Genomic DNA, 20,234 nt, shown 5'->3' with positions numbered 1-20,234 from the left:
CATCCGATGCAACTGAGTTTAGGTGAACTGGCCCAACATCTGGGCGCCGAGCTGCGTGGTGATGCCGGCATTATGATCCGTGGGGTAGCGACCCTGCAGGACGCCGGTGCCGGTATGGTGAGTTTTCTGGCCAACCCGAGTTACCGCAGCCAATTAGCCGGTAGCGCCGCCAGCGCAGTGATTGTGGCCGCTGATGTGGCAGACGAAGCGCCCTGCGCCACGCTGGTGGTTAAGAATCCCTATCTCAGTTTTGCGCTGGTGACACAGCTTTTTGATAACCGTCCGCAACCCCGTGCCGGCATTCATGCCAGCGCGGTTATCGCCGCCAGTGCCCGTCTGGGCAACAACGTCAGCATCGGCCCCAATGTGGTGATCGGTGAGCATTGCGAACTGGGCGACGGCTGCGAGATCGGCGCCAATACCGTAATCAGCGACCATTGTGTGCTGGGTGCCGGTTGTATTCTGCGCGCCAACGTCACCCTCTACCACGATGTGGTGCTGGGCGAACGGGTACAGATTCATTCCGGTACCGTTATTGGTGCCGATGGTTTTGGTTTCGCACCCGATAAAGGCCGCTGGCATAAAATTGCCCAGCTGGGTGGCGTACGCATCGGTAACGATGTCGAAATTGGTGCCAATACCTGCATCGACCGTGGTGCACTGGGTAATACCGAGATCGGTGACAACGTCATTCTGGATAACCTGATTCAGATTGCCCATAACGTAAAAGTGGGTGATGGAACGGCCATGGCCGCCTGTACTGGTATCGCCGGCAGCACCAGCATTGGTAAGCATTGCACCCTGGGCGGTAACGCCGGGGTAGCCGGCCATCTGGACATCGCCGATGGCGTACACATTGCCGGCAAGGCCCTGATCAGCAAATCGATTACCGAAGCAGGGGCTTATTCCTCTGCCACGCCGCAGATGCCGATGCAGGAATGGCGGCGAAATGCGGTACGTTTCCGCCAGCTGGACGATATGGCGAAACGGTTGCAAAAGTTAGAGAAAAGCCAAGAAGGTAAAGTTTGATGCCACACAGCAATATTCAACACATACAGGAATTTCTGCCACACCGTTACCCGTTCCTGTTGGTTGACCGGATTAAAGAAATTGACCTGGACGCCGACGGTGGCGCCCGGATTACCGCCCTGAAAAACGTTACCATTAACGAAGATTTTTTTAATGGTCATTTCCCGGGGCATCCCATTATGCCCGGCGTGTTAACCCTGGAAGCCATGGCTCAGGCCGCCGGTTTGTTAGGGCTGACCATGCTGGGTGAAAAACGCAAACCCACTACTTTGTATTACTTCGCCGGTGCCGATAACGTGCGTTTTAAACGGCCGATTGTGCCGGGTGATCAGCTGCATCTGCAGGCGCGTTTTATGCACGGCCGCAGCGGAATCTGGAAGTTCGATTGCTGTGCACTGGTGGATGATAAAGTGGTGTGTTCAGCAGAAATTACCTGCGCAGAGCGCGATCTGGAGCAAGCATGATCCACCCGAGTGCCATTGTGGACCCTTCAGCAACGATTGCCGAAGGTGTTGAAATTGGTCCTTATTCCATTATCGGCGCCGATGTCACCATCGGTGCCGGTACGGTTATTGGCCCGCACGTAATTGTGCGCGGACCGACCACTATTGGTAAGAACAACCGTATTTTTCAGTTCGCCAGTATTGGTGAAGAATGCCAGGACAAAAAATACAACGGTGAGCCCACCAGACTGATTATTGGCGACAATAACGTTATCCGTGAAGCCTGTACCTTCCACCGCGGTACGGTACAGGACAACGGCATTACTCAGGTTGGTTCCAATAACCTGTTTATGGTGAACGTGCACATCGCCCACGACGTGGTGGTGGGTGATAACTGCATTCTGGCCAACGACACCAACGTGGCCGGCCATGTGCATATCGGCGACTGGGCGATTCTGGGTGGTGCCACTCAGGTGCATCAGTTCTGCGTTATTGGTGCGCACTCTATGTGCGGTGCTGCTACCGTGGTACTGAAAGATATTCCTGCCTATGTTATGTCACTGGGTTATCCGGCGCAGCCGCACGGCCTGAACACCGAAGGCCTGAAGCGTCGCGGTTTCAGTGCCGACAGCATCAGCCGTCTGCGTAAAGCCTACAAAACCCTGTACCGTCAGGGGCTGACCCTGGCCGAGGCCATGCCGATACTGCAGGCCGAAGCGGCACAGGACCCGGCGGTGCAGGTGTTGGTCGACAGCCTTAATGCTTCTACCCGCGGTATTATCCGATAAATGCGCATTGCCATTGTTGCCGGTGAAACCTCGGGCGATATGCTCGGGGCCGGCCTGATCAAATCCCTGCAGCAACGCTTTCCCGATGCCACCTTTGAAGGCATCGGCGGGCCGTTAATGCAGGCGCAGGGGTTTAACACCTTTGTGCCGATGGAACGTCTGGCCGTGATGGGGCTGGTGGAAGTGCTCGGCCGCTTGTTTGAGCTGCTGAAAGTCCGCCGCGATCTGGTTAAGCATTGGCTGGCCAACCCGCCCGATGTGTTTATTGGCATCGATGCGCCGGATTTTAACCTGACGCTGGAACAGAAACTGCGCGCGGCCGGTATTAAAACCGTGCATTACGTCAGCCCGTCGGTGTGGATGTGGCGGCAAAAGCGCGTGTTCAAAATTGCCAAAGCCGTTGACCTGATGCTGACGCTGTTTCCCTTTGAGGCGAAATTCTACGAGCAGTACCAGGTGCCGGTAAAATTCGTTGGGCATCATCTGGCCGATAAAATCCCGCTGGAAACCCCGGCCGGCCCGGCCCGTGCCGCGCTTGGAATTAACCCGGAAGCCCGCGTGGTGTGTCTGATGCCAGGCAGCCGCTCCGGAGAAGTGGCCAAACTGGGCGAACTGTTTTTACAGACCGCCCGGCGCATGCTGCATGAACGGCCAGACCTGCAGTTTATTATTCCCGCTGCCAGCACCGAACGCCGCGACCAGATTCAGACCATGCTGGATGCCTACCCGGGACGCTTGCCAGTGACCGTGGTATTGGGCCAGTCGCATACCTGCATGGCCGCTGCCGATGCTATTTTACTGGCCTCGGGTACCGCCACGCTGGAAGCCATGCTGATGAAACGGCCGATGGTGGTCAGTTATAAACTGGCGCCGCTGACGTTCTGGATTCTGAAGCACATGGTCAGCCGCAAGTGGATTTCGTTACCCAATTTATTAGCCGACCGCGAGCTGGTACCGGAACTGTTACAGCAGGATGCCACGCCGGAAAAACTGGCAGCCGCCTTACTGGCGCAGCTGGAAAACAGCGTCGCCATGCAACAGCTGCATGAAACCTTTCTGTTTATTCACCGTCAGCTGAAACGCAGCGCCGATGACGAAGCCGCCGCCGCCATTGCCGGTTTATTGCAGCAATGACAGACGTTGCTACCGCAATAGAACAGCAACTTTTGCTTAACGCGGTGCCTTATTGCGGCGTCGATGAAGCGGGTGCCGGCCCGCTGTGCGGTGATGTGGTTGCCGCTGCCGTTATTCTGGACCCGGCTAACCCCATTGCCGGGTTAACCGATTCCAAAAAACTCAGCGAAAAAAAGCGCGAGCAGTTATTTGAAGAAATCTGTGCCAAGGCGCTGGATTTCTGCATTGCCCGCGCCACAGTCGAAGAAATTGACCGGCTGAATATCCTGAATGCCCGCATGCTGGCCATGAGCCGTGCCATCGACGGTTTAACCTTGCCCTGTCAGCATGCCCTGATCGACGGTAATAAAACCCCCGAAACCCTGCTGGAATGCACCGCCATTATTAAAGGCGACAGCCTGGTGGCCGCCATTTCCGCGGCCTCCATTCTGGCCAAGGTACAGCGCGACCGCGAAATGCTGGTACTCGATGCCCAATATCCCGGCTACGGCTTTGCCAAACACAAAGGCTATGGCACCGCCGCACACCTTGAAGCGCTGCAACAGCTCGGCCCTTGCCCCATTCACCGGCGTAGTTATGCGCCGGTAAAGGCTTTGTTATCTGATTGAATTTATAGCTTGTGCATCTTTCGGTTGTTATTTAGGCAACCGTGTGCGCCATGGCCTGATTATGTTCCCGACATAATCAGGCATTCCCCCCATCCTGGGGATCGACGCGGCATTCGAGCTTCCAGGGCCGCATTTCGTTCCCGACGAACTGCGGCATTCACCTCGTCCTGAGGATCGATGGATTTACAGCGAGTCTGTGAGCAGTCCCCGAATGTGTGCCACCTTCGGGAAGTAACGTTGAAGAGCGTTTTCGAACGCTTTAAGACTCTCTCAGAGCGAAAGTCTTACCGTGTAAATAATCCCGCAGCGCCTCCGGCGTGTCATACGCCGTCATCTCATCCCACTCAATGCGCTCACCGACGCTGATTTTAATAGTGGAATGACGCCGCTTTAAAAACTCCGCCGGAATCCGCAAGGTGCGCAGTGCCGGATGAATTTTCCCCAGCCAGTGAAAACTGCGGCTGTTATGGCCATGAAAATAAATCGGAATCACCGGCACCTGGGCTTTCTGAATTAACTTCATGCTGCTTAACGACCAGGGCCGGTCGGTAATTTCCCGGCTGCCCGGGTAGCGGGTAGCCACTTCACCGGCCGGAAACAAGCCTAAGCCTAAGCCTTGTTCCAGCTGTGTCAGGGATTTTTTCATGCCGTTCATACCCTTGGGGCCGGCATTTTCAAACGGATTCACGGTAATAAATAAATCGGAGATCGGCGCAAAATAGCTGAGCAGAAAATTCGCCACGGCGCGGAATTGTGGCCGCTCACGGCCGACGATTAACAGCAGAATAATACCGTCAAGAAACCCGAACGGGTGGTTCGATACGGTAATAAACGGCCCTTCAGCGGGTAATGCACGACGCAATGCCTCGTGATCGTAATCCAGCTCAATGCGCATATTGCGGAAGGCATTATCAATAACGCCCAGGCCTTCTTTTTCATCCAGGCCGTTATAAATACCTTCCAGCTGCGGGCCTTTCAGCAGGCGCAGCAACAGGTTGAGTTTACGGTCGGACAGACCGGTGGCAGTTTTCAGGCCCTGACGATCAAAAAGTTCCATACAGCAGAATATCCAGTAGCCGAAGGTGGCATAATAACGCGCTGCCACAGGGCAGCAGCAACCAGAGTAGGGCGCAGATGCTACAGAAATTTGAAGTCATCGTCATCGGGGCCGGCGCCGCCGGTTTAATGTGTGCCGCACAGGCAGCAGCGCGGGGCCGGCAGGTGCTGGTGCTCGATCATGCTAACAAGGCCGGGAAGAAAATCCTGATGTCAGGCGGTGGCCGCTGCAACTTCACCAACTACTTTGTCGCCCCGGATAAATACTTAAGTCACAACCCGCATTTCTGTAAGTCGGCGCTGAAGCGCTATACCCAGTGGGATTTTATTGCGCTGGTGGAAGCCCACGGTATTGCCTACCACGAAAAGAAAGACGGCCAGTTGTTCTGTGATAACAAAGCCTCCGACATCCTCAATATGCTGCTGGACGAGTGCGCCACCTATGGCGCACAAGTTCGTCTGAATACGCCGGTGGGGCAGGTAGAAAAAACCACAGAAGCCGGCTGTCGTTATCGCCTGCAGGCGGGCGGCCAGTGGCTGGGCTGTGAATCGCTGGTGGTGGCCACCGGCGGGCCTTCTATTCCCACCCTGGGCGCCACCGGCTTCGGCTACGAACTGGCCAGCCAGTTTGGCCTGCGGGTGTATCCGCAGCGCGCCGGCCTGGTGCCCTTTACCATTACCGACCAGCACAAAGCCCTGTGCACGGCCTTATCCGGTTCGGCGTTATCAGTAGAAGTACAGTGCGGGGCACAGAGTTTCCGTGACGATATGCTGTTTACTCACCGCGGCTTAAGCGGCCCGGCGATGCTGCAGATTTCCTCGTATTGGCAACCCGGTGACAGCCTGACCATTAACCTGATGCCCGACACCGATCTGGCCCAGGCATTACGCCAGGCCCAGCATCAGCGTCCGAAAGTGCTGCTGCGCAACTGGCTGGCCGAGCTGACTACGGCCAAATTTGCCGAACACTGGCTGGCCGACAGCCGCTTCAGCGGTGCTACGCTGGCGCAGTTAAGCGGCGCGGCTATGGACGAGCTGGCGGCCGGCCTGCATGGCTGGCAGGTAAAACCCGCCGGCACCGAAGGTTACCGCACCGCCGAAGTGGCACTGGGCGGGGTAGACACTGACGAGCTGTCATCCAAAACCCTGGAAGCCAAACAGCACCCGGGCCTGTTCTTTATCGGTGAAGTGGTCGACGTTACCGGCCATCTGGGCGGCTTTAATTTTCAGTGGGCCTGGTCGAGCGCGGTGGCGGCGGCAGAATACGTTTAAAAAGACAGGAATGACTGGTGCTAAAGCGGGTTTTACCGGCTGCACCGGCGCCGTCTCTGCGGCATTATTATTCCCTGGTTGTGCATTCACCCAAAAAATAGCAGATATAGATTCTATTGATTTTAATTATGTGGGTGAATTCACTACTATGCCCCTGCACTAACGTAATGCCCGCAGTCATTGTGGCTGTCAGGACGAACGTCACCCACCCAACTTGAAGGACTGATTCATGTCATACCAAGCTGAAATCAAAACCGCTCAGGCGCTGATCGAGAAGAACGGCTCCCAGTGGTCTGCTATCAAAGCAGAGTCTGTAGCCCGTATGCGTCTGCAGAACAAATTCAAAACCGGTCTGGACATCGCTAAGTACACCGCTGCCATCATGCGTCGTGACATGGCTGAGTTCGACAAAGACAAAACCAAATACACTCAGTCTCTGGGTTGCTGGCACGGTTTTGTTGGTCAGCAGAAACTGATCTCCATCAAGAAGCACTTCGGTACTACCGAACGTAAATACCTGTACCTGTCTGGCTGGATGGTTGCTGCACTGCGTTCTGACTTCGGCCCGCTGCCGGACCAGTCTATGCACGAAAAAACTGTGGTTGCTGACCTGATCGAAGAACTGTACAAGTTCCTGCGTCAGGCTGACGCCCGTGAACTGGGTATGCTGTTCCGTGAACTGGACGCTGCCAAAGCCGCTGGCGACGCAGCTAAAGCCAAAGACATCGAAGCCAAGATCGACAACTACGAAACTCACATCGTACCGATCATCGCTGACATCGACGCTGGTTTCGGTAACGAAGAAGCCACTTACCTGCTGGCTAAGAAAATGATCGAAGCCGGTGCTTGTGCCCTGCAGATCGAAAACCAGGTTGCTGACGAGAAGCAGTGTGGTCACCAGGACGGTAAAGTGACCGTTCCGCACGCTGACTTCCACTCTAAAATCCGCGCTCTGCGTTACGCCTTCCTGGAAATGGGTGTGGACGACGGTATCATCGTTGCCCGTACTGACTCTGAAGGTGCTGGCCTGACCAAGCAAATCGCTGTGGTTAACGAAGTAGGCGACCAGGGCGACGTATACAACTCCTACCTGGACGTTGAAGAAGTGTCTGCCGCTGACACCAAAGAAGGCGACGTACTGATCAGCCGTAACGGCAAACTGGTTCGTCCGAAGCGTCTGCCGTCTGGTCTGTTCCAGTTCCGTGAAGGCACTGGCCACGAGCGTTGCGTATTCGACTGTATCGAAGCCATCAACGCTGGTGCTGACCTGCTGTGGATCGAAACCGCTGTTCCGACTGTTCACGAAATCCGTGACATGATGAACGACGTACGCAAAGTACACCCGGATGCGAAACTGGTTTACAACAACTCTCCGTCCTTCAACTGGACTCTGAGCTTCCGTCAGCAAACTTACGATGCGTGGGTTGCTGAAGGTAAAGACGTTTCTGCTTACGACCGTACCAAGCTGATGTCTGCTGACTACGATGAGTCTGAACTGGCTGCAGAAGCGGATCGTCGTATCCAGAACTTCCAGGCTGAGTCTTCACGTGAAGCGAACATCTTCCACCACCTGATCACTCTGCCGACCTACCACACCACTGCGTTGTCTGTAGACAACCTGGCCAAAGAATACTTTGGCGCTGCTGGTATGCTGGGTTACGTGGCTGGCGTACAACGTAAAGAAATCCGTCAGGGTATCGCTTGTGTTAAGCACCAGAACATGTCTGGTTCTGACATCGGTGACGATCACAAAGAGTACTTCTCTGGTGATTACGCCCTGAAAGCGGGCGGTGCGAAGAACACTTCTAACCAGTTCAACAACATCTAAGTTTTTTAGATAACGTTGAGACGTTAGTGTTCGGAAAGAGGCGACCTTCGGGTCGCCTTTTTTGTGGCTGCTGTTTACGCTGGCCGCGTAGGAGTGACATTTTTGTCACGATGCGGGCTGGCAGGCCCGCCTGTGCAGCGTTGATGTGGCCGCACCTGCGTGGCTGGGTATGTCGTATGCCAGCCCTGCCGGGCTGATTGGCTGCCACTGCGTGGCAGCTGATGCGGGGCTCCGCCCCCGCGCCCCGATTGCGAGGAACTTATCCTCGCGCTCCAGCTTTGCGCTGTATAGCACGTATATCCTCATTCATCGTCATTGCCTGCGGCCACGGATCGTAAGGCGCGTCGTGCGCCACGATCCTCGCCCGGTCCATCCGGGCGGGCCTGTCAACGACGGTTCATTTCGGCGTGCTATAGGCGCGATTCAAACCGCAGCGGCTACGCCGGCAAAGTTTTTAATGTCCTTCGCGCAAAACCACAAACCAAAAGAAAACATCCGGCCGCAGGCCGCAAAAATCCATTCAGGTTGCTTCGGTTTTTCCCGGCCCAATCGGGCCAGCCCGCCGCTGAAAAAAGACGGTAGCCATGCCCGGCGGGATGCCGGGCAAGGATCGTGGTACAGGATGTACCTTACGATCCGTGGGCGTAAGCGGGTTTTTTCAGCAAGGATTAGCTGGGACGCGGGCCAGAGAGGTTGGTAAGGAGATCCTTCTCCTTACATCGGGGCGCGGGGGCGGAGCCCCGCATCAGCTGCCGCGCAGCGGCAGCTTAAACAGCGGCGGTAAGCCGCAAAAAGCCGTCACGCCGTGACGGCCAACCAGCCCAATGGGCTGGCCTACAGCGATGCTTAGGCCGTAGGCTAGCCGGTCCTGGTTTGCACCTTGGCGACAAATATTTGTGCCTGGTATTCAATAGTATTCAGCATCAATCCCTGAAACTCCCCATAAAGGGCAATAGTCCGTCTAACCACATCAGCAATAACAGGCTCTGCAGCGTAGGTGACCACTAACACCAGAAATCCCGCCGGAATGTATCTCAACGCGCCAACGCGGTCGCAGGCCGCAGCCTGTCATGGGGGTATTGGACTTTGGTGGCAGGAGCCGTTAAAACAGCCGCGATTGTTTCCTGAAATACCGGTAAAGCCCGCTTATTATGACCACAACAACAACCGATCGCCCGGCACCGTCACGCACTCTGTGGCAACGTCTGGCCCGCAGTCTCACCCAGCACGATTCCTTCGGTGCTTATTTTGAACCTCTTATTCAGCTGGCGCTGCCGATGTGGAGCACCAGCGGTTACCGCACCAAAGTACTGGAAGTCCGTACCGAATTACCCGATGTGTACAGCCTGGTACTGAAACCCGGCCGTGGCTGGGGTGGTTTCCGCGCCGGCCAGTTTGTGCAGATTGTGGCCGAGCAAAACGGTGTACTGTGCAGCCGTCACTTCAGTATTTCGTCATCCCCCGATCATTACGCCCGCACCGGCTTAATCGAGCTGACCATTCGCGTGCAGGATAAGGGCCGGATTACGCCCTGGTTACGTCAGCAGTTTGCCAATGGCGGCTGGCTGCGTATTTCGGCAGCGCAGGGCGATTTTGTGCTGCCGCAAGGCAATGGTCCGGTGTTATTGCTGGCCGGTGGCAGTGGTATTACGCCGTTTCGTTCAATGCTGAATCAATTACGGGCGCAGAACGACAACCGCGACGTGCAGTTGCTGTATTTTGCCCGTGACAATCAGCACTTTTTATTCCGGGATGAATTCAACCGTCTGCAGCTGGATAACCCGCAGCTGAACATCACCCTGCTGGATAACGAGCAGCATGGTCTGATCAGTGCCGAATTATTGCAGCAATACTGCCCGGATTTTGCCCGCCGCCAGATTCTTATTTGTGGTCCGGCGCCGATGATTGCGCTCAGCCGCAATATTCTTACCGACATGCAGGTGCCACAGCAGAATATCGGCTTTGAATACTTTGGTGCCGCGCCGATTGACCAGCCACGCAGCAGCAGCGACGCCGCGCTGGTGGCCTTCCGTCAGTCGGGTATCAATGTCGATATTGCCGCCGGTGAAAGCGCCCGCAGCCTGCTGGAAGTCGCGGAAAACGCCGGCCTGAAACCGGTCAGTGGTTGCCGGGTCGGCGTCTGCCACCAGTGCATCTGCCAGAAGCAGAGCGGGGTGGTGTACAACACCCGTACCGGCCAGTATTCCGATACCGGCGCCGGTGAAATTCAGTTATGCATCTCGGTCGCTGCCAGCGATCTGGTTCTGGACTTATAAGGAAAACACCATGCCTTCCGCTCATATTCCTTCGGCAGAAACCCTGCAGTCCTTTGAACAGGACATTAACCGCATCCGTGATAATACCCTGACCAACGTCGGCCAGGCGGATGCCGATTACATCCGCAATATGATCCGTTTCCAGCGCCTGCTGGATCTGTCTGGCCGCCTGTGCATGGTGCTGGGTTTTTTACACCCGCTGTGGTGGGTCGGTGGCGTCTTTGCCCTGGGCATTGCCAAAATTCTCGACAATATGGAAATCGGCCACAACGTGCTGCACGGTCAGTACGACTGGATGAACGATCCGCATATTAATTCGCGCAAATTTGAATGGGATAACGCCGGCGACAGCGGTTCCTGGAAGCGTTACCACAACCATGAACACCACACCTACACCAATATAATCGGTAAAGACCGGGATTATGGTTACGGCCTGCTGCGCCTGAGTAACGATTTACCCTGGCGGCCGAAAAATGTGCTGCAAATGGTCTATTACTGGCTGCTGAGCATTTTATTCGAGTGGGGGGTGGCGTATCACGAAGTGGCGGCCGAGCGGATTTTCTTCGGTAAAAAACGCAAACACAGCAGCCTGCCGATCAGCCGTGAGCAGCTGAAAAAAGATTTCTTTAATAAAATCTCTTATCAGATGTTTAAAGATTATATTTTCTGGCCGCTGCTGTGCTTCCCGGTGTTTTTTCAGGTCTTGCTGGGAAATATCTGCGCTAACCTGATCCGCAATTTATGGACCTCCACCATTATTTTCTGCGGCCACTTTACCGAAGAAGCCCACACCTTCAGCGAAGAAGAGTGTAAAAACGAAACCCGTGGGCAGTGGTATTACCGTCAGATTCTGGGTTCCTCCAATCTGGAAGGCCCGCGCTGGTTCCATATTTTAACCGGCCATCTCAGCTGTCAGGTGGAACACCACCTGTTCCCCGATGTGCCGGCGCGCCATTACCCGGCCATGGCTGCCGAGGTAGCTGAAGTCTGCAAAAAACACGGCATTCCTTACAATACCGGGCCGTTTTTTGCCCAGTATTTCACCGTGCTGCAGCGGGTATGGAAATACTCTTTCCCTTCTTCAGAAGGCAAACAACAAGCAGCCTGAGCCTCAGCGTTCAGCCTGTTAAGCAACCGCGGCCGGCCACTGTACAGTTGCCCGGCCGCGCTTGTTGGGGCTGGCCAAAAGTGTCGTTTGGGTTTCGCCGGAATTCCGTTATGATCCGCTCAGTTGTCTGTTGAAAGGACCCGCTGTGTCAAACTTCGATCAGGAATCCATCGTTTACGGGGTAATCCGCCATATTCCGGCGGCCGATCCTTTTACCGCCCGGGTGCACCGGCGCGCCAATTGGTCGGCTATCCAGTCGTTACCGCTGGGGGTGGATGATGAATGGTCGTTGCTGTGCCGGGAAATGTTCAGCATGCCCGGTGACGATGTCTTCAGCGGCACCTACCAGACCCAGTTAATTCACTTTGCCGCGTCCTACAAAGCGGTGGAATACGAGTGGGAACACTGGCTGCGCCAGTTTGAAACCCTGCTGAAAAGCATGTACTGGGTGTCGGCCACCGTGCATCTGGAAACCGAGCTGTCCGGTAAACACACCTTTAACTGGAATGCCGAGCAGGGCCATTGCCCGTCGGATGCCGATTTGCGTATGAATTGCGAATGGGAGCGGGAGGCTGGTTTTGCCATCTGATATTCCCGACTATCTGGACGAAACACCTCAGGATGGCGTTCTGGCCATTCCTTACCAACAGCTCAGCGCCGACGCTCTCGACGGTATTCTGGAAGACTTTGTTACCCGCGAAGGCACAGATTACGGCGATTACGACTACAGCCTGGCCGATAAAAAAGCCCATGTACTGGCGCAGTTGCAACGCGGTGATGCCACCTTGTTGTTTGACCCCAACAGCCTGACCTGCCACATTGAGATGACACGCACGTTGCGCCGTCAGGGCTGGTCGGGTGAACAAGATGAATGAACTCAGACAACAGCAGGTTAAGCGTAAAATCCGTCAGTCGCTGAGCGACATCGACCAGATGAAAGCCCAGCTGGCGGTTATCCGCAGCTGTTGTGCCGAACTGGCGGCTGCTATGCGCCAGATCCGCACCGACGCGGAACAGGCCAAAACCGAGGCCGAACAACGGCGTCAGCGCGAGCAGCGCAAACAACAACTGAAGCGGGTGGTATAAACCCGCTCCGTCAGAGGTTCTCTGGCAGTTTCCGCCGCACCATATCCCGCAGTAAAAACCGCCCCGGCCATAAGGCCTCAGCCATATCATTGCCGACCGGCAGCGCATCACCGCAGATCATCGCCGCCAGCATTTCCCCGCACAGCGGTGCCGACGCCAGCCCGCGCGAACCATGGCCGACATTCAGCCATAAGCCCGGTAATTGTGGTGCCGTAAGTGGTGGAATTTTTTTGGCGTTACGCACCAGTGGCGCAAAGGTGGCGGCAAAGGCTCGTGTGTCCGGCACCGCCCCCACCAATGGCAGATAATCCGGTGCGGTACAGCGGAACCCCACGCGGCCGCCGGTTACCCGGTTCATGCCCGTTTCCCCTGCCAGAGCGGCCCAGGACGGGCCGAAATCGGCCAGATGCTGCACGTTGGTAAGGTGATCCTGCTCACGCAGTGCCGGCTCGTCATCGCGCAGATTGTAGGTTGCCCCTAAGCATTGGCGACCATCGCGCGGTGGCGGCAGATAACTGCGCCCGCACAGCACGGTATGCAGCGCTGGTGTTTGGGTGGCATCCAGATAACTGAGCTGACCGCGGATACGTTTCAGCGGCAGATAAGCCTGCGGCAATAAGGACGTGGCCTCATAAGCCGTGGCCACCACCACCTGATCGGCGGTTAGTATCCCGGCGCTGGTGTGCACCTGCCAGCCCGGTTCCTCTGCGCCGGCGACAGGCAGCAGATGAGTAACCGCTTGTTCAATAACCGCAATTGCAGGATGTTGCAGCAGCTGGCGGCATAAATCGGCCGGGCTGACCCAGCCGGCGGCCGGGAAAAATAACCCGCCCTGCGGCTGTGGGCTGCCGGCCAGAGCACTGGCCTGTGCGGCATCGACCGGCTGTACCAGCTCTGCCGGTAAGGTCTGGCTGGCGGTAAATTTCTGCTGGCGGCTGGCTTCTTTGTCATCGTAGGCCAGCTGTAAGACACCGCATTGTTGCCAGTAGGGATTATCGGCCGTGCCTGGGCCCAGAAAGTGTTGCATAAAGGGCAGGGCATATTGGTAAGCGGCCAGATAAAAGGCGGTGTGCATAGCGTCATCACCGGCGGCCAGCTTGATGTACAGGCCGCCCTGCGGATTCCCCGACGCACCGTTGGCAATGCCGGCCGGGTCGAGCACGCTGACCTGGCAACCCCGTTCGGCCAGCGCCCTGGCGGTGCAGGCTCCGGCTAAACCGGCACCGATAACGGCCACTTTGGGCAGGCCAGCCGGGCTGCTGGTGGGTAACAGCCAGGGTTTGTGTAAGTAGTGTGGTGGCTGCTCGGGGCCGCAACGGCGGTTGAACACGCCGGCCAGCATTTCCCGTTTACGGCCAAAGCCCGGCACCCGTTTAACATCGAAGCCGGCACCTAGCAGACCACGGCGCACCAGCCCGGCGGCGGTAAAAGTGGCGACGGTGGCATTGCAGAGGCCATGGTATTGCTGCGGCTGGCGTTGGCTTAAACGGCGCATGGCGGTAAATAAGTCATCAGTCCACATATCCGGGTTACGCATCGGCGCAAAACCGTCCAGATACCAGGCGTGCACCGGGCCGCTTTGCTGCGGCAAGGCGTTGGCAACATCGTCAAACCAGAGGGTGAGGGATATACGCTCTTCCGGCCAGTGCAGATGATGCGCACCGCGCAACGGCAGTGGCCATTGCTGTTGTAAGCGTTCACTCAGCGCTTGCAGGCCGGGCCACAGGGCCTGTATTCGTTGCAGCTGGTCGCGGGTTAAGGGGTATTTTTCCACACTGGTAAAATGCAGCCAGCCGTCGTTATGGCCACGCTTAAGCCAGCTGTCCCAGGTGAGCAGAAAATTCAGCCCGGTGCCGAAGCCGGTCTCAACAATGCAGAACACCGGCTGCTGCGCCCAAGGCCAGTGCTGCCAGCGGTGCGGTAAACCATTGTGCTGTAAAAACACATGGCGGCTTTCTTCCAGGCCGTTATCGACGGAAAAATACGGGTCGTTAAACTGTTCCGACACCGGCTGACCGTCCGCGCGCCAGCTTAAGTCAGGTGGCGATAAAACGGCAGGGGAAGATGGCTCCGGCACTGGGTATCTCCGTATCAGCAAGCTCAAAAAGACCAGGGAATAACCTCAGCGTGCGGCTGAAAAGGCCGTGGCGCTGGCGTATGATGCGCGCCATGATAACCGAAATTTTTGCCGTTATGGCGCCGGTGCTGGCTTGTGCTGCCATTGGCTATGGCTGGGCCCGCAGCGGCCAGCGTTTTGATACCGATTTTATTTCCCGGCTGGTGCTGAATATTGGTGCGCCCTGCCTGATGCTGTCGGTGCTCAGCTCGGTGAGTATCGACTTACATACCTTTAAACAAACGGCGCTGGCCTGTGTGCTGGTGGCGCTGTTAATGGCCGGATTCGGGGCCGTTATTCCGCGCCTGCTGGGCCATGATGTGCGCGCCTATTTACCCTCCTTTGTGTTTCCCAATGTTGGTAATATGGGGTTGCCGGTGTGCCTGCTGGCATTCGGTCAGGAAGGCCTGGCGCTGGCGTTGGCGTTTTTTATGGTGCTGTCGGTGGCGCATTTTCCGGCCGGTATTGTACTGGCCGGTGGTAAGCAGGCGGGTGGTCTGACGGCGTTGCTGAAAATGCCGGTGCTGTACGCCATTGTGCTGGCCTTATTGCTGCTGTGGCAAAACTGGACGCTGCCCGCGGCGGTACAGAATTCGGTGAAATTAATCGGTGGCATGACCATTCCGCTGATGCTGCTGACGCTGGGGGTTTCCTTACAGCGCCTGCAGGTAACCCAATGGCGCACGGCGTTACTGTACAGCGTACTGCGTATTGGCGGCGGGTTGCTGGTGGGCTTGCTGGTGGTGGAATTGCTGGCGCTCGACGGCGTTGCTCGCGGGGTGGTGCTGATTCAGTCGGCCATGCCGGTGGCGGTATTTAACTATTTATTTGCCGAGCGATTTAACCGTCAGCCGGAAGCAGTGGCCGGCATGGTGGTGGTGTCGACCACCCTGTCGTTCTTTACCATTCCGGCCTTGTTGCTGTGGCTGTTGTAACGGCCGTTACTGAGCTGCAGGTGTGGCAGTTTCTGTTGCGGCTTCTGGTGCAGTAACCACGGTTACCGACTCGATAATAATCGGCTCTACCGGAATATCGCGGCGCCCGGTCGCGCTGGTGGCAATAGCATCAACCACATCCATACCCGCAGTGACTTTACCGAATACCGCGTAGCCAAAATCACGGCTGCCGTGGTCCAGAAAAGTATTGTCTTTCACGTTAATAAAAAACTGGCTGGTGGCGCTGTCGACCACACTGGTACGCGCCATGGCAATGCTGCCGCGCCGGTTTTTCAGGCCATTCTGCGCTTCGTTTTTAATCGGTGGCAGCGTGGCTTTCTGACGCATGTTCTGATCAAAACCACCGCCCTGAATCATAAAATCTTTAATCACGCGGTGAAAAACCGTGCCGTTGTAATGGCCGCTGTCAGCGTAGGTGAGAAAGTTTTCGACCGAAACCGGCGCGCGTTCACGATCCAGCTCCAGCGTAATATCGCCCTGGCTGGTTTTCATTAACACCTGTACGGTTTCAGCAAAGGCTGGAAACGCCAGCAGTGGGGCGGTGATGACGGCGAGGGTGGGGAGAAGTTTTTTGAATAACATACATAATTCCGCAAGGGTTGGGCGTTGGGGGTTCAGCGTTGGGCGTGCGCCGGGAATGTCTGCCGCGCACGCCGAACCTTGAACGCTTAACGTTGAACCGGGTCGCCTGTCAGGACCACCCACTGCTGCGCTTGCCGCGTAACGACGGCAGAATCAGGCCGGCGAAAATCCCCAGCACCACTAAGCCACCACCGTACAGCAGGTAAGTTTGCTGGCGGTTGTCGTGCAGCTGGGCATTTTCGGCGCTGATGGATTCCAGCTGTAATTCCAGTTCCTGATTACGCTCGGTCAGGGTACGGGCTTTTTCATCCAGCTCCAGCGCGTTAGCGGAAATTTCTTTAACCCGGTTCAGCTCTTCTTCCAGCTCACTTTTGCTGCGGCCTAAACCCGAGCGTTCGCTTTTCAGCTTTTCCACTTCGGTGCGCAGTTCATTACGCTGAGTGCGGGTGGTATCCAGTTCGGCTTTAACCCGTTCCAGTTCGCGGTTGGCCAGTACCAGTTTTTCTTTGGCGATGGGTTCCATTTCCAGGAAGCGGCTCAGCACAAAACCTTCCTGGCCTTTATCGGTTTTAACTTTGGTGTAGCCGGTTTCCGCGTCTTCTTCGATAAAAATAAGATGCTCGCCACTGGGCAGCGCCTGCAGAATCCGGTACTCGGTGCTCGGGCCGCTGCGTAACTGCAGCCATAATGTGTCGGTTACGTAGCGTTTTTCAACCGCCGCAGCACCCGCCGCGGTAGCCATTAATGTGAGTGCCAGCAGGAATTTTTTCACAGCGTATTTCCTTTGTTATTGTCTGCTCAGGGAAGAACTTTACGGAAAGGTTTCACCAGCACCTGCTGGTATACCCCGGCCGCAACATAAGGGTCAGCATCGGCCCAGCTCTGGGCTTCCGCCAGGGAAGAAAATTCAGCCACCACCAGGCTGCCGGTAAAGCCGGCACTGCCCGGATCTTCGCTGTCGATAGCCGGATGCGGCCCCGCCAGCAATAAACGGCCGGCGTCGGTTAAATCCTGCAGGCGCTGTAAATGCGCAGGCCGTACCGACAAACGCTTTTGCAGGCTGTCGGGCACATCCTGGGAAATAATGGCGTACCACATGGGCAATGCTCCTGAAAAAATGGTCGGCCGTAGCGGGCCAGTGCATATCGGTATTCGCTATGTGGCCGCAGTGTTATTACAATGAGGGCCGATTATGGCGTAACCAGGGGTAAGCGTCCAACGTGCCTTCCGAAACTGATCTGCATTGTCACACCACCGCCTCTGACGGCAAATTAACGCCGGCGGAATTGGTGGCGCGTGCACATGAACGGGGCATTACCACCCTGGCCATTACCGACCACGATACCGTGGCAGGGTTCCGTGACGCCCGGCCGGCAGCAGCAACAGCAGGCATCCGGCTGATTCCCGGTATCGAGCTGTCATGCGTGTGGGGCGGTATTACCATCCATGTGGTGGGCCTGAATTTTGACCCCGACAGCCCGGCCATGCTGGCGGCGGAAGCCCGGCAGAGCGAAGCCCGGCGCAACCGCGCGGCCTTAATTGCCGAAAAAGTCGGTAAAAAACTGCACCACAGTATTGATCTGGCGCAGGTCGAAGCCTACGCCGGCGGTGATCAGATTGGCCGGCCGCACTTTGCGCAATATCTGGTCGATAAGGGCTTGGTACCCTCTATGGCAGTAGCCTTCAGTAAATATCTGGGCGCTGGCAAAGTGGGTGATGTTAAAGCCGGCTGGCCAGAACTGGCCGAGGCAGTACAGTGGATTATCGCGGCCGGCGGCACCGCCGTACTGGCCCATGCACACCATTACAACATGACCCGCACCAAACTGCGGGCCTGCCTGCAGGATTTTATCGCCGCCGGCGGCAGCGCAGTGGAAGTGGCCTACGGGTTAATGGATAGCAATCAGCAAGGCCAGATCAGCGCGCTGGCCCGTGAATTTAATCTGCTGGGTTCCTGCGGCAGTGATTACCATGGGCCAAACCGTTTTGGCCTGGAACTGGGCATTATGCCCACCTTCCCGGCGGGGATTACACCGGTGTGGCATAACTGGGCGTCGCCCGCGACGGCCGGATAAGGAGTTACCGTGAGTCAGTTCTTTCAGATCCACCCCGACAACCCGCAACAGCGTTTGATCAAACAGGCGGCGGAAATTCTGCGTAATGGTGGTCTGGTCGTTATCCCGACCGATTGCGCCTATGCACTGGCCTGCCGGCTGGGCGATAAAAAAGCCACCGAGCGGGTACAGCGCCTGCGCCAGCTGGGGCCAAAACACAACTTCACTTTGCTGTGCCGCGATTTATCCGAACTGTCCAACTTCGCCAAAGTGGATAACAGCCAGTACCGCCAGCTGAAAGCCCACACACCCGGCGCCTTCACCTTTATTCTGGAAGGCACCCGCGAAGTTCCGCGGCTGCTGATGAACCCGAAAAAACGCACCATCGGCATCCGCGTACCCGCCAATGCTATTGCCATAGCCTTACTGGAAGAAATGGGCGAACCGCTGATGAGCAGCTCACTGATTCTGCCGGGTGAAGACCTGCCACTGGCCGACCCTTACGAAATCCGCGAGCGGCTGGAACACGACCTCGACCTGGTGATTGACGGCGGCCACTGTGGTTTTGAAGCCACCACCGTGGTGGATATGACCGAAGAACAGGCTGTGGTAACCCGTCAGGGCGTAGGCGACGCCAGCGCTTTCCTTTAGTAATAAAGCCGGGACGTATTGAGGTACTTTCAGAAATTGTCCGGGTAACCGTGTGCGCCACGGATGGCGCGCTCGAGCCCCCAGGGAAGGGTTTACGGCGTGTTACCAGGGCAATTTCTGAATATGTACACCGAAAAGGATTTGCTTAATCCATATCGCATAAGGACTGAAACGTCCCAGCAAAACCGGTATTATGCGCCCTTTGCCAAACAGCACCGAGAATTGGTTGTATGAGTAAACAGCGCGTTTTAACCGGCATCACCACCACCGGCACCCCCCATCTGGGCAACTATGTGGGGGCCATTCGCCCGGCTATTGCTGCCAGCCGTGAAGCCACCAATGAAACTTTCTATTTTCTGGCCGACTACCACGCCTTAATTAAGTGTCAGGACCCGGCCGCTGTGCACCAGTCCGGCATGGAAATCGCTGCTACCTGGCTGGCGCTGGGGCTGGATATTAATAACGCCACTTTTTACCGCCAGTCCGATATCCGCGAAATTCCGGAACTCACCTGGATTCTGAACTGCGTCTGCGCCAAAGGCCTGATGAACCGTGCCCACGCCTACAAAGCCTCGGTAGACGCCAATATCGCCGACGGCGAAGACGCCGACAAAGCCATCACCATGGGCCTGTTCAGCTACCCGGTATTAATGGCCGCCGACATCCTTATGTTTGGTGCCAACAAAGTACCAGTGGGTAAAGACCAGATTCAGCACGTGGAAATGGCGCGTGATATTGCCCAGCGCTTTAACCACCTGTTCTGCAAAAAAGAACCGCTGTTAACGCTGCCGGACTATCAAGTCGACGAAAACGTCGCTGTACTGCAGGGCCTGGACGGCCGCAAAATGAGCAAAAGCTACGGCAACACCATTCCGCTGTTTTTGCCGGAAAAACAACTGCAGAAACAGATCAACAAAATCGTTACCAACCTGCAGGAACCGGGCGAACCGAAAGACCCGGATACCTCCACCGTGTTCCAGATTTATCAGGCTTTTGCCAACGCCGAACAAACCGCCGAAATGCGTCAGGCCTACGCCGACGGCATTGGCTGGGGCGATGCCAAAAAACGCCTGTTCGCGTTAATTAATGCCGAAGTGGGCGAGGCCCGCGAGCGTTATAACGACCTGCTGGCACGCCCGGACGACATCGAAGACATGCTGCAGCAGGGTGCCACCAAAGCCCGTGCCATCAGCCAGCCGCTGCTGGAACAAGTGCGCCGCGCGGTCGGCATTTACGGCTTCCGCTGA

At 56.4% G+C, this 20,234-nt stretch carries 21 protein-coding genes; 16 read left to right on the top strand and 5 right to left on the bottom strand.

Going from position 1 to position 20,234, the window contains the following annotated elements; all coding sequences use genetic code 11:
* Positions 1-6 precede the first annotated feature (6 nt).
* Genes lpxD through rnhB form a run of 5 tightly spaced genes read left to right on the top strand, consistent with a single transcriptional unit; the run spans position 7 to position 4,002 of the window.
* The gene (gene lpxD, locus GJQ55_RS09310) at positions 7-1,029 is read left to right on the top strand and encodes a UDP-3-O-(3-hydroxymyristoyl)glucosamine N-acyltransferase (protein WP_228344692.1); all 1,023 of its coding nucleotides are present in this window, start codon (positions 7-9) and stop codon (positions 1,027-1,029) included.
* On the top strand, positions 1,029-1,493 hold the full coding sequence (gene fabZ, locus GJQ55_RS09305) for a 3-hydroxyacyl-ACP dehydratase FabZ (RefSeq protein WP_228344691.1): 465 nt from the start codon (positions 1,029-1,031) through the stop codon (positions 1,491-1,493). Before lpxD ends, fabZ begins: the two co-directional genes overlap by 1 nt.
* Complete coding sequence (gene lpxA, locus GJQ55_RS09300) at positions 1,490-2,260, top strand: acyl-ACP--UDP-N-acetylglucosamine O-acyltransferase (RefSeq protein WP_228344690.1); 771 nt, start codon at positions 1,490-1,492, stop codon at positions 2,258-2,260. The genes fabZ and lpxA overlap by 4 nt, the downstream gene beginning before the upstream one ends.
* On the top strand, positions 2,261-3,394 hold the full coding sequence (gene lpxB, locus GJQ55_RS09295) for a lipid-A-disaccharide synthase (RefSeq protein WP_228344689.1): 1,134 nt from the start codon (positions 2,261-2,263) through the stop codon (positions 3,392-3,394). It begins immediately after the preceding gene.
* Complete coding sequence (gene rnhB, locus GJQ55_RS09290; RefSeq protein WP_228344688.1) at positions 3,391-4,002, top strand: ribonuclease HII; 612 nt, start codon at positions 3,391-3,393, stop codon at positions 4,000-4,002. Before lpxB ends, rnhB begins: the two co-directional genes overlap by 4 nt.
* 259 nt (positions 4,003-4,261) lie before the next feature.
* Here rnhB and GJQ55_RS09285 read toward each other — a convergent pair whose 3' ends face one another.
* On the bottom strand, positions 4,262-5,059 hold the full coding sequence (locus GJQ55_RS09285) for a lysophospholipid acyltransferase family protein (protein WP_228344687.1): 798 nt from the start codon (positions 5,057-5,059) through the stop codon (positions 4,262-4,264).
* A gap of 77 nt (positions 5,060-5,136) precedes the next feature.
* Here GJQ55_RS09285 and GJQ55_RS09280 point away from each other — a divergent pair, with 77 nt between their 5' ends.
* The 7 genes from GJQ55_RS09280 to GJQ55_RS09250 all read left to right on the top strand — a co-directional run bounded on the left by GJQ55_RS09280 (position 5,137) and on the right by GJQ55_RS09250 (position 12,628).
* Positions 5,137-6,330: a BaiN/RdsA family NAD(P)/FAD-dependent oxidoreductase gene (locus GJQ55_RS09280; protein ID WP_228344686.1), complete on the top strand. Its 1,194-nt coding sequence runs from the start codon at positions 5,137-5,139 to the stop codon at positions 6,328-6,330.
* A gap of 229 nt (positions 6,331-6,559) precedes the next feature.
* A complete protein-coding gene (locus tag GJQ55_RS09275; RefSeq protein ID WP_228344685.1) occupies positions 6,560-8,158 on the top strand; it encodes an isocitrate lyase in 1,599 nt (532 codons plus the stop codon).
* Between the two features lie 1,151 nt (positions 8,159-9,309).
* On the top strand, positions 9,310-10,434 hold the full coding sequence (locus GJQ55_RS09270; protein ID WP_228344684.1) for a ferredoxin reductase: 1,125 nt from the start codon (positions 9,310-9,312) through the stop codon (positions 10,432-10,434).
* A gap of 10 nt (positions 10,435-10,444) precedes the next feature.
* Positions 10,445-11,542 carry a fatty acid desaturase family protein gene (locus GJQ55_RS09265; RefSeq protein ID WP_228344683.1) on the top strand — a complete coding sequence of 366 codons (1,098 nt, stop codon included), beginning with the start codon at positions 10,445-10,447 and terminating at the stop codon, positions 11,540-11,542.
* A 145-nt stretch (positions 11,543-11,687) separates the two neighbouring features.
* A complete protein-coding gene (locus GJQ55_RS09260) occupies positions 11,688-12,131 on the top strand; it encodes a hypothetical protein (RefSeq protein WP_228344682.1) in 444 nt (147 codons plus the stop codon).
* Complete coding sequence (locus tag GJQ55_RS09255) at positions 12,121-12,417, top strand: YheU family protein (protein WP_228344681.1); 297 nt, start codon at positions 12,121-12,123, stop codon at positions 12,415-12,417. The genes GJQ55_RS09260 and GJQ55_RS09255 overlap by 11 nt, the downstream gene beginning before the upstream one ends.
* Positions 12,410-12,628 (top strand): hypothetical protein, encoded by a 219-nt coding sequence (locus tag GJQ55_RS09250; protein ID WP_228344680.1) that lies wholly within the window; start codon positions 12,410-12,412, stop codon positions 12,626-12,628. The genes GJQ55_RS09255 and GJQ55_RS09250 overlap by 8 nt, the downstream gene beginning before the upstream one ends.
* 10 nt (positions 12,629-12,638) lie before the next feature.
* Here the strand turns inward: GJQ55_RS09250 and mnmC are convergent, their stop codons facing one another.
* Positions 12,639-14,705 carry a bifunctional tRNA (5-methylaminomethyl-2-thiouridine)(34)-methyltransferase MnmC2/FAD-dependent 5-carboxymethylaminomethyl-2-thiouridine(34) oxidoreductase MnmC1 gene (gene mnmC / locus GJQ55_RS09245; RefSeq protein ID WP_228344679.1) on the bottom strand — a complete coding sequence of 689 codons (2,067 nt, stop codon included), beginning with the start codon at positions 14,703-14,705 and terminating at the stop codon, positions 12,639-12,641.
* Between the two features lie 92 nt (positions 14,706-14,797).
* Between mnmC and GJQ55_RS09240 the strand changes: the two genes are divergently transcribed.
* Entirely contained in the window at positions 14,798-15,679 is an 882-nt protein-coding gene (locus tag GJQ55_RS09240) for an AEC family transporter (RefSeq protein ID WP_228344678.1), read from the top strand.
* A 6-nt stretch (positions 15,680-15,685) separates the two neighbouring features.
* Here the strand turns inward: GJQ55_RS09240 and GJQ55_RS09235 are convergent, their stop codons facing one another.
* From GJQ55_RS09235 to GJQ55_RS09225, 3 genes are all read right to left on the bottom strand, one after another.
* On the bottom strand, positions 15,686-16,282 hold the full coding sequence (locus GJQ55_RS09235) for a peptidylprolyl isomerase (protein WP_228344677.1): 597 nt from the start codon (positions 16,280-16,282) through the stop codon (positions 15,686-15,688).
* A gap of 109 nt (positions 16,283-16,391) precedes the next feature.
* Positions 16,392-17,054 carry a TIGR04211 family SH3 domain-containing protein gene (locus GJQ55_RS09230; protein ID WP_228344676.1) on the bottom strand — a complete coding sequence of 221 codons (663 nt, stop codon included), beginning with the start codon at positions 17,052-17,054 and terminating at the stop codon, positions 16,392-16,394.
* A gap of 26 nt (positions 17,055-17,080) precedes the next feature.
* Positions 17,081-17,380 carry a YciI family protein gene (locus tag GJQ55_RS09225; RefSeq protein WP_228344675.1) on the bottom strand — a complete coding sequence of 100 codons (300 nt, stop codon included), beginning with the start codon at positions 17,378-17,380 and terminating at the stop codon, positions 17,081-17,083.
* 122 nt (positions 17,381-17,502) lie between these two features.
* Here GJQ55_RS09225 and GJQ55_RS09220 point away from each other — a divergent pair, with 122 nt between their 5' ends.
* The 3 genes from GJQ55_RS09220 to trpS all read left to right on the top strand — a co-directional run bounded on the left by GJQ55_RS09220 (position 17,503) and on the right by trpS (position 20,234).
* Positions 17,503-18,357, top strand: coding sequence for a PHP domain-containing protein (locus tag GJQ55_RS09220; protein WP_228344674.1), 855 nt, complete (start codon positions 17,503-17,505; stop codon positions 18,355-18,357).
* A gap of 9 nt (positions 18,358-18,366) precedes the next feature.
* Positions 18,367-18,987, top strand: coding sequence for an L-threonylcarbamoyladenylate synthase (locus GJQ55_RS09215; protein WP_228344673.1), 621 nt, complete (start codon positions 18,367-18,369; stop codon positions 18,985-18,987).
* A gap of 230 nt (positions 18,988-19,217) precedes the next feature.
* Entirely contained in the window at positions 19,218-20,234 is a 1,017-nt protein-coding gene (gene trpS / locus GJQ55_RS09210; RefSeq protein WP_228344672.1) for a tryptophan--tRNA ligase, read from the top strand.

The organism is Venatoribacter cucullus (assembly GCF_016132445.1).
Taxonomy (GTDB): domain Bacteria; phylum Pseudomonadota; class Gammaproteobacteria; order Pseudomonadales; family Oceanobacteraceae; genus Venatoribacter; species Venatoribacter cucullus.
The sequence above is the reverse complement of the archived record's forward strand: the minus strand, read 5'-3'. Positions and strand labels throughout refer to the sequence as shown.